At 43.2% G+C, this 9,130-nt stretch carries 9 protein-coding genes; 7 read left to right on the forward strand and 2 right to left on the reverse strand.

Translation table 11 applies throughout. The features are described from left to right. Position 1: 1 nt before the first annotated feature. From C900_RS10980 to C900_RS29890, 7 genes are all read left to right on the forward strand, one after another. A complete protein-coding gene (locus tag C900_RS10980) occupies positions 2-1,363 on the forward strand; it encodes an HTTM domain-containing protein (RefSeq protein WP_009579924.1) in 1,362 nt (453 codons plus the stop codon). After that, complete coding sequence (locus tag C900_RS10985; protein WP_009579925.1) at positions 1,363-3,816, forward strand: TonB-dependent receptor; 2,454 nt, start codon at positions 1,363-1,365, stop codon at positions 3,814-3,816. Before C900_RS10980 ends, C900_RS10985 begins: the two co-directional genes overlap by 1 nt. A gap of 16 nt (positions 3,817-3,832) precedes the next feature. Further along, entirely contained in the window at positions 3,833-4,303 is a 471-nt protein-coding gene (locus C900_RS10990; protein WP_040496522.1) for a hypothetical protein, read from the forward strand. 143 nt (positions 4,304-4,446) lie between these two features. Further along, entirely contained in the window at positions 4,447-4,770 is a 324-nt protein-coding gene (locus C900_RS10995; RefSeq protein WP_040496523.1) for a hypothetical protein, read from the forward strand. A 279-nt stretch (positions 4,771-5,049) separates the two neighbouring features. Then, the gene (locus tag C900_RS11000; protein ID WP_009579927.1) at positions 5,050-6,249 is read left to right on the forward strand and encodes an MFS transporter; all 1,200 of its coding nucleotides are present in this window, start codon (positions 5,050-5,052) and stop codon (positions 6,247-6,249) included. 101 nt (positions 6,250-6,350) lie between these two features. Beyond that, positions 6,351-6,803: an SRPBCC domain-containing protein gene (locus C900_RS11005; protein WP_009579928.1), complete on the forward strand. Its 453-nt coding sequence runs from the start codon at positions 6,351-6,353 to the stop codon at positions 6,801-6,803. Between the two features lie 138 nt (positions 6,804-6,941). After that, positions 6,942-7,100 (forward strand): pinensin family lanthipeptide, encoded by a 159-nt coding sequence (locus C900_RS29890; RefSeq protein ID WP_009579929.1) that lies wholly within the window; start codon positions 6,942-6,944, stop codon positions 7,098-7,100. Between the two features lie 141 nt (positions 7,101-7,241). On the opposite strand, the gene C900_RS11010 is transcribed toward C900_RS29890, so the two are convergent. Both C900_RS11010 and C900_RS11015 read right to left on the reverse strand, forming a co-directional pair. Next, positions 7,242-7,568, reverse strand: coding sequence for a hypothetical protein (locus C900_RS11010; RefSeq protein ID WP_009579930.1), 327 nt, complete (start codon positions 7,566-7,568; stop codon positions 7,242-7,244). A gap of 92 nt (positions 7,569-7,660) precedes the next feature. Next, entirely contained in the window at positions 7,661-8,818 is a 1,158-nt protein-coding gene (locus tag C900_RS11015; RefSeq protein WP_009579931.1) for a zinc-dependent alcohol dehydrogenase, read from the reverse strand. Between the last annotated feature and the right edge of the window lie 312 nt (positions 8,819-9,130).

A 9,130-nucleotide genomic window follows, 5' to 3' on the forward strand; every position in this document is an offset into this window, starting at 1 on the left:
CATGATCAAAAAGCTTAACGATAGCATTTATAAGCCATTCTCAATAGCACCCTTAGCAGTTTTCAGGGTGCTTTTTGGCTTTGTCATGTTCGTTAGTGTGATCAGGTTTATGCTCAATGGGTGGGTACGGACACAGTATCTCGATCCAAAATTTTATTTTCCCTATTACGGTTTTGAGTGGATAAAACCTTTAGGAGAAGCAGGTATTTATTCATTATTCGTCATTATGGCGCTGTCAGCGCTTGGCGTGATGCTGGGGTCTTTCTACAGAATTTCCGCCGCCTTGTTTTTTGTAGCTTTTACCTATGTAGAACTGATAGACAAGACCAACTACCTGAATCATTATTATTTTGTGAGTCTCGTGAGTCTGGTGATGGTGTTCCTGCCTGCACATCGAGGATTTTCACTGGATGTACTGCGCAAGCCAGCGTTAAAACTGGACAAAATACCCTATTGGTGTGTACTGATCATTCAGCTTCAATTGGCCGTGGTGTATTTCTATGCCGGGGTAGCCAAACTCAATTATGATTGGTTGGTTGAGGCTTTGCCATTGCGAATGTGGCTTTTGCCTCACACTCATCTGCCTGTAATAGGCGGGTTTTTGGACAAGTTGTGGGTGGCGTATTTCTTTAGCTGGTTTGGCGCTGTTTACGATCTCTCCATCCCATTTTTGTTGTTCAACGGTAAAACCAGGACATTTGCTTATTTGGCTGTAGTAGCCTTTCATATTCTCACATGGTTGCTGTTTCCTATCGGCATGTTTCCATTCATCATGATCCTGGCTACATTAATTTTTTTCAAACCTGATTTTCATCAGCGTTTTATTCAAAATATCATACGAGTTTTGCAGCGGCTCAGAGTTTATAGGGAAGCAGCAATCGCGAGAAACAGGAATTCAACGGCTCCGGTAGGGAGTAAGCTTGTGGTAAGTTTTTTTGCAGTTTTTCTGCTTATACAAATACTGTTGCCGTGGCGCTTTCTGCTGTACCCGGGGGAGCTTTTCTGGACAGAGCAGGGTTATCGCTTTTCGTGGCGGGTAATGCTGATGGAAAAGGCTGGATATACCATTTTTCACATCACCGACCCTGAAAACGGCCGCAGTTGGGAGGCCTATGCACATGATTATCTGACTCCAATGCAGGAGAAACAGATGTCAACGCAGCCAGACATGATTTTACAGTATGCTCAGTTTTTGGAGCGGGAATACATAAAGCAGGGAGTTAAAAACCCGGAAATACGCGTGGAGGCCTATGTTACATTGAATGGCAGGGGCAGCCGTCTTTTGATAGATCCCAAGATAGATCTCACAAAAGAAAAAGAAGGATTTCACCATAAAAATTGGATTTTGTCTTATAGCAAGTAATGAAAGGGATTAAGAAATACATTTTTTTTACACTAACGCTGCTTTCTTCTGTGCAGGTTGCTTTGGCACAAGTCACCATTAGTGGTACAGTAGTTACCGATAAAGGCGAAGCGGTGGAAGGAGCAGATGTATTTCTTCAAAATACTGCTTACCTGACCTACACTGATAATAAAGGACGTTATAAACTGACGAATGTGCCCTATGGCACATATGCCCTGGCAGTCTTCTATATGGGTAAAGCTACTGCAACACGAGAGATAATACTGGATGAGGGCAAAATGACATTGCTGGTTGACTTTGAACTGCAGGATTTTTCAACTGAGCTTGATAATGTGGTGATTAAAAGTGAGAGGGAAGCTACTACCGGCATCCGCAGGTTGCAATCGGTTGAGGGAGCTGCCATTTATGAAGGCAAGAAGAATGAGGTGATTGAATTAAATGATATTACTGCTAACCTGGCGGTGAACAACAGTCGCCAGGTGTATGCAAAAGTACCCGGACTCAACATTTGGGAAAGCGATGGGGCAGGATTGCAATTAGGCATTGGCGCCAGGGGCCTTGATCCAAGCAGAACCGCTAATTTCAATGTGCGACAAAATGGATATGATATTAGCGCTGACGCACTTGGATACCCGGAAAGCTACTATACACCCTCGACTGAAGCGTTGGACCGTATTGAAGTGGTTCGGGGAGCTGCCTCATTACAATATGGGACACAATTCGGGGGCTTGCTCAATTTTGTACTGAAAGAGGGGCCGGAAGATAAAAAAGCTCAAGTAACGACAAGAAATACTGTAGGCTCATATGGTTTTCTTAGCACTTTCAACAGCGTTGGGGGTACTGTTGGGGCATGGAACTACTATACGTTCTTTCAGTATAAACAAGGTGACGGCTGGAGGGAAAATAGTCAGTTTGATTCGAAAATGGCTTACGCGTCCGTAAAATACAGCCCTTCGCACAAGCTCAGTGTAAAGTTCGAATACACGTTCATGGACTACCTGGCACAGCAACCGGGAGGATTGAATGATTATTTTTTTGCTGATGATCCCAGGCAGTCTATTCGTGGAAGGAATTGGTTTCAGGTAAACTGGAACCTGATGGCCAACATTATCGATTATAAAATCAACGATAGGCTGAAGTTTAACCTCAGGAATTTTGCCTTGCTGGGAGGAAGAGATGCATTGGGTAACCTGGGAAGGATAGATCGTATTGATGACCTTGAAATGCCGCGAGACCTTTTTTCTGATGATTTTAACAATTTCGGTAGCGAAGGGAGGCTTATCTACAACTATACGATAGGCCGTCAGCATGCAGTGGCTTTAGTGGGAGCCAGGTACTACAACGGTTTTACCGATAGAAAGCAAGGCAATGCAGATGCGACCTCAGAACCTCACTTCGACTTCCGCAACCCTGATGATCTCGAGGGATCAGACTTTAATCTCCCCAGTGAAAACATTTCCATTTTTGCGGAAAATATCTTCGATATTACTGAAAAATTTAGTGTGACGCCTGGGGCAAGGTTCGAACGTATCTATACGGGGGCTAAGGGTTATTATAAGGATGCTATTCTTGTTAAAGACCCTAATACTGGTCTGGCTGTAGATTCTACCTTCAATGTAAGCGAGTCGAAAGGGAGAGAGAGAGCATTTATATTCTTTGGTGTCGGGTTGAGCTATAAGCTGAAAAATAAGGAGTTATACGCCAACTTCTCGCAAAATTATAAGTCTATCAACTTTAATGATATACGAGTAACAAACCCTAACCTGGTGGTGGATGAAAATATCAAGGACGAATTTGGGTACAATTTTGACCTTGGGTTGAGAGGCAACAAAGCGGGTAAGTTCAATTATGATGTTAGTGTGTTTTATCTTAGATATAACGACCGTATCAGCGCCATTCAAAAGAAGGATGAGGTCAATGTGCGACTTTACCGTTTCAGGGGAAATATTTCTGATGCCTTCAGCACAGGAATAGAAGCTTTTGGTGAAGCAGATCTGTTGGATATGTTTGGCCTTAACAATAATAGTCAACTGAACCTCTTTGTGAATGTCTCCGCTATTCACGCTGAATATCTTTCCAGTAATGATCCTGCCATGGATAAGGTAATAGCAGGAAAAAAGGTGGAGCTCGTGCCGCCACTAAGTGCCCGCACAGGACTTTCTTATATCAATAAGAACTTTAAAATCACCTACCAGTACTCCTACGTACAGGAGCACTTTACCGATGCTACCAATGCAACTTTGGATCCGAGCGCAGTGTCCGGGATCATTCCCACCTACTACGTTATGGACCTTTCCGCCAGCTACCGCTATAAATTCGCTAAGCTGGAAGCCAGCGTCAACAACCTCACCGATAACCATTATTTCACCCGCAGAGCCTCAGGCTACCCCGGCCCCGGCATCATCCCGGCCGATGGCAGGACTTTTTACCTGACTTTGGAGCTGAAGCTTTAGGAATAAATTAGGAAAAGTGGATATAAAGAGTGTTGATATCAAAGCTTTTTTAGATGGTGTCGACACCGTGTTGAATAGTAACACATTTCTTCTAAATACATCAGTTTGCTTTAAAAGTCGCGAAAAGGCGGCAGACGAACTGTTTAAATTTATAACATCTAGTAATTTCATAGTACAAGTACTTGAGCAAGATTTGATTCGAGGCTGGCGAAACTATCAGCAAAATGAGCCTCTGGTTATGCAATATTTAGTGAAACGCAACTTCCGTATTAAACTATCTGAGTTATCTCTTGAAGGAGCATTAAAGTACTTGAAAGCTATGTTAACTGTTGAAGGTAACCCATATAATTTTTGGAGTCTTTATAACACTCCTATAGAAGAGTCTATGGCAAACCGAATTGTTAGAAATTTTCTTAAAAAAATTGACCCAGGGTCAACAGTGGAAGTTATTCACAGCAAATACAGATTTTTGCTATTCCGAGGTTGATCGATGCTCCAATGAGAAAGCAATGTCTTATTTTGGAGGAGATGGCGGATCAGATAGTGCAACGCTAATTATTAGAGAGGATCAGCAGGCGTTTTTGTTGCTTACTAATGGGAGGGATTAAGATAACTTGAGTTCGATATAAAATGCCTGAAAATAGGCGGTCATCCTGCCTGCCCCGAACTTGCCTCGGGGAGGTATCCAACAACTTTTTAGTTGATCTTGTGGATAATGACATTACACCATCATTAACCACAAAGGAAGCAGAGGAGCAACAGAAATCAAAAACCACTACGTCATCCTGGAATTTTCGTAGAGCAACGGAGAAAATATTCAGGATCCCCCCAATCAGGTGGCAGAGGCTGAAGTTCAGTCACAGCCAGAAGCGAGGAGATCCCGGATCTTCACTGCGTTATGTCCGGGATGATGGTAGTGGGGAATTGAATAGTTATCTGACTATCAGCATATAATGAAAACTTGTCATTGGTACGAAGGAAGGATCTTCCTAAGTTGTTGATAGTACCCTTGAACTTCGGGACAGGTAGAATGACCTTAAAAGGTTTTTTTTGGCCTGTTATTCTGATATGCATACCTTAAATCGGTACCACTATGTCGAACCCAAGTTGACGTAGGTGCCATTGTAGTAAATGGACGATACTTCATTCACAAAAAGAAAATTCCCTCCCCCAACTCAAAAAACCGGCAACCTCTTCACCCCACTTAGCGTAACCAATAATTTAAACTTCAAAATGAAACAGGTCATCCGCCTTTACAAGCAGGCTTATGGCGGGCTGTCTGATGCAGCCTGGGCGCTGGCATTGGTCATGCTCATCAACAGGGCTGGATCAATGGTGCTTCCATTTTTAAGCATTTATCTTACGCAATCACTCAAGTTTGGCATTAAGGAGGTTGGGGTTGTTCTGGCTGCATACGGGCTGGGAGCCATGGCAGGATCATTGCTGGGCGGATGGTTGTCCGACAAGATTGGCAATTACTATGTTCAATTTCTGAGCCTGGTAGTAGGAGGGGTATTTTTCCTGTTTTTGCCTCAGATCACAGAATTTGAGTGGCTTATACCTGCAGTTTTCATTGTTAGCCTTACAGTGGAGTGCTTAAGGCCAGCCAACATGGCATCCGTTGCCTCTTACTCCAAGCCGGAAAACCTGACGCGTTCTTATTCGCTGAACCGGATGGCCATCAACCTGGGCTTTTCCGTGGGACCTGCTGTGGGTGGTATGTTAGCTACATATTCGTATGAGCTACTGTTCTATGCCGATGGGCTTACCTGTATCTCAGCAGGTATTTTTTTCTTTTTCTATTTTAGAAATAAAACTCCGAGAAAAGTAAAACAGGTAGCCGGTGCAGGTGAGGCATTAAAGCACAGTTCACCGTACCGGGATCTTTCTTTTTTGTTGTTTGTATTCCTGGTCGCAGGCTATGCGATTGTTTTTTTTCAACTGTTTAACACACTTCCTTTGTTTTACCGGGAAGCTCATCAATTATCAGAGGGCACAATAGGACTCTTACTGGGACTGAACGGGCTTATCGTTTTTCTTTTTGAGATGATACTGGTTCATTATTTTGAAAAGAGGGTTTCAATTTTGAAAATGATTGTCGCAGGTACCATGCTGTGTGGTGTATCGTATGCAATGCTCAACCTGGCGGGAGGGGTCTTGTTACTTGTGGTGGCTATGTTTGTTCTTAGTTTTGCAGAGATCATGGCCATGCCATTTATGGTGACACATGTCATCAATACTGCAGGAAAGGGTAAACAGGGTAGCTACCTGGGGCTGTATTCATTAAGCTGGGCAACAGCTTTTATGCTGGCGCCTTATCTTGGCACGCGTGTGGTGGCTAATAGTGGCTTTGAGATACTGTGGTGGGGCAGCGCGGGTGTGGCAGCGTTGGTAGGACTATTGTTCTATATAAATTTGTTAAAGCGTTCCTGAAAATTTTTAGTTGCTCTCCAAATATCTACTGACATAAGGGTGTCACACATTCCTTTTTTCTTTGTTATGAAATTTTTAATAATCCTAACAAAATGAGTCCTATGGAAAATGAATTAATTGTAAAAGGTGAGATCATTATCGATGCAGAACCCGGTAAGGTTTGGAATACTTTGACTAGCCCCGAGCGTACAAAGCAATATATGTTTGGCTGTGAGGTACTATCCGACTGGAAGGTGGGTAGCCCGGTGTTGTGGAAGGGTGTTTTTGATGGTAAGGAAATAGTAGCGGTAAAGGGCGAGGTAAAAGCCATCGAGCCCTGTCAATACCTGGCATACACCACCATCGACCCTAACGCGGACATCGAAGATATTCCGGAGAATTATACCACTGTAACCTATAGATTGACTTCGGAGAATGGTAATACAAGACTAAATATCACTCAGGGAGACTTTGCTAAAGTGGCTAACGGGGAAAAGCGGTACCAGGACACGCAGTCAGAGGGGGGCTGGGATGGGATCTTAAAGGAGATCAAAAAAGTTGCCGAAAGGGGATAGCTGATACCGGTTAGCCAAATGCCGTTAGAAGTTAAAATGGTGGATATCAGGGATGGCTTTATTCAGTTATTCTTTTCAATTTAAAAATGTAGGTAAAACCCTAAACCTGTAAATAGGGAGAACTAGATTTTAAAGGCCATGAAAAGCAAATTGTCCATCAAGGACCTGAAAGTAAAAAGTTTCGTTACCGATCTTCAGGTTGGTGAGCGAAACACAGTAAAAGGAGGTAACACTATTGCGTGCTATGAAACAGGTTTTGAATCCTGCATAGTTCAATGCTACTATGCAATGAAATAACATTGTGTTAAGAGGCTGTCTTCTAAAGTCAGGTTGTCATTCCGCACTTGATTGGGATCCCCATGTATGGAAACAAGGGTTCCTATATCAGGTTCAGGATGGCATCAGAGCTTTTTCGAGGCAACCTCTTACTTCCATATATTAGCTTTCTTCCCCTTCACCAACAGGTTCATCGGTAGTTGATATTCTGGAGTTGTTCCAGCCATTATCATCATTGAAATACACATATATGGGTTTTTCGTTCCTGAGCATGTCTATCAGGTGCTCCAACTGATAATGGTGATAATAGAACGAATAATTGTTTCCAGATTTGGTAGCATGAGGGAGCTCTTCATCTGGATCTTCATAAAACCATACCGAACATCGCTCTCCTGATGCCCCTTTCAATATCAGGTTCGTCTTCCCTATTGATCTGGAAGACCAGTTATAATACTGGTAGGTTTGAACTTGAAATGATGCCTGCGCCATAATTCTTAGTTTTTGTTTTTTGACTTGGTGCTTAATACAAGGAATTAGTTACCGTTTGGAGTAAAACTATTTATTGGTTGCGTTCAGCGACATTAGGGTGTTAACACTACCTTCAGACAATCATCTTTTTTATTGTTAAAGATCTCATAAGCATGCGGAGCCTCCGAAAGGGGCAGTTTATGAGTAATGATATCTTCCAATACCACTTTTTCCTCTTCAACCAGTCTGATTAATTTATCGATATACGCCTGAACGGGAACCTGCCCCGCCTTGAGTGTCAATCCCTTATCAAAAAACTGACTGAGAGGAAAGTTGTGATAATGAGATCCATAAACGCCTACTACCGACACCACACCACCTCTGCGCACGGTACTGAAGCAGCTTTCCAAAACATTGGTAGTGCCTACCTGTCCGGTTACAGTGTTCACTACTTTCTCCAGCGTATTTCTATCAGCCTCCATACCAACGGCATCAATACATACATCAGCTCCCCTGCCCTCGGTCATATCACGGATGATGCCGACCACATCCTGCTCTGCAGCGTTGATCACCAAAGAATTTGCAACCTTCTTAGCCTTTTCCAGGCGATAAGGCTGAATATCAATGCCAATCACTCTACCAGCGCCATGTAGCCAGGCAGACTTTTGCGCCATTATACCTACTGGTCCGCAGCCAAAAACCGCCACTGTTTCACCTCCTTTTAAATTGGCCCAGTCTACAGCTATGTAGCCAGTAGGAAAGATATCAGTCAGGAAAAGTACCTGATCATCGGTAAGAGCATCCGGCACCCTGCGTGGGCCCACATCGGCATAAGGTATGCGTACATATTCTGCCTGACCACCCGCATAACCTCCGTACAAATCAGTATAACCGAACAAGCCGGCTCCTTTTTGATCCATCAGGGCTCCCTCAGGACCATAATGCTTCTCGTTAGAGTTTTCACAATGTGGATAGAGGTTATGCTGGCAAAAAAAGCAGCTTCCACAACTAACAGGAAATGGCACCACCACACGGTCTCCGACCTTAAGATTAGTTACCTGTTTTCCCAATTCAACTACCTCGCCCATGAATTCATGACCGACTATCATATTGGAAAGTTGAGGGATCTTGCCGTTATAAATATGTAAATCGGATCCGCAAATGGCTGTTTCAGTAACTTTGATTATGGCATCTCTTTCGTGCTCCAGTTTGGGGTCATCTACAGTATCCACCTTTACGTCTTTTGGTTTATGATATCTCACTGCTTTCATATCCTTCTTTGTTTTTGTGATGAATGTTTATGTTTAAACACTCCTTACGATACAGTGTTAAGCTTCAAATTGCGAGTGGCTGACTAGTAACCATTTAATTTTCTATCAACAGAGGGAGTCGGGAGGGATTAAAAAAACTCTTGTCGTCATCGCACCTGCCTCTCCGGAGGGGCTCTCAATGTTATTAAGTTAAGAAAAATATCTTCTAAGAAGCACAGTCATCTCGACCCCAAGGGAGAGATTCATGCACCTTTGGAGCAGTTACTTATGCATAGATCCCTCCAAAGTACCAATGACAAGTTGTGCAATACA

The organism is Fulvivirga imtechensis AK7, assembly GCF_000331535.1.
Lineage (GTDB): Bacteria > Bacteroidota > Bacteroidia > Cytophagales > Cyclobacteriaceae > Fulvivirga > Fulvivirga imtechensis.

Excerpts from the sequence above, each read along its gene's own strand:
- C900_RS29890 (WP_009579929.1), top strand. The coding sequence starts at position 6,942 with ATGAAAAGCAAATTGTCCATCAAGGACCTGAAAGTAAAAAGTTTCGTT.
- C900_RS10980 (WP_009579924.1), top strand. The coding sequence starts at position 2 with ATGATCAAAAAGCTTAACGATAGCATTTATAAGCCATTCTCAATAGCA.
- C900_RS10995 (WP_040496523.1), top strand. The coding sequence starts at position 4,447 with ATGCCTGAAAATAGGCGGTCATCCTGCCTGCCCCGAACTTGCCTCGGG.
- C900_RS11000 (WP_009579927.1), top strand. The coding sequence starts at position 5,050 with ATGAAACAGGTCATCCGCCTTTACAAGCAGGCTTATGGCGGGCTGTCT.
- C900_RS11015 (WP_009579931.1), bottom strand. The coding sequence starts at position 8,818 with ATGAAAGCAGTGAGATATCATAAACCAAAAGACGTAAAGGTGGATACT.
- C900_RS11005 (WP_009579928.1), top strand. The coding sequence starts at position 6,351 with ATGGAAAATGAATTAATTGTAAAAGGTGAGATCATTATCGATGCAGAA.
- C900_RS10985 (WP_009579925.1), top strand. The coding sequence starts at position 1,363 with ATGAAAGGGATTAAGAAATACATTTTTTTTACACTAACGCTGCTTTCT.
- C900_RS11010 (WP_009579930.1), bottom strand. The coding sequence starts at position 7,568 with ATGGCGCAGGCATCATTTCAAGTTCAAACCTACCAGTATTATAACTGG.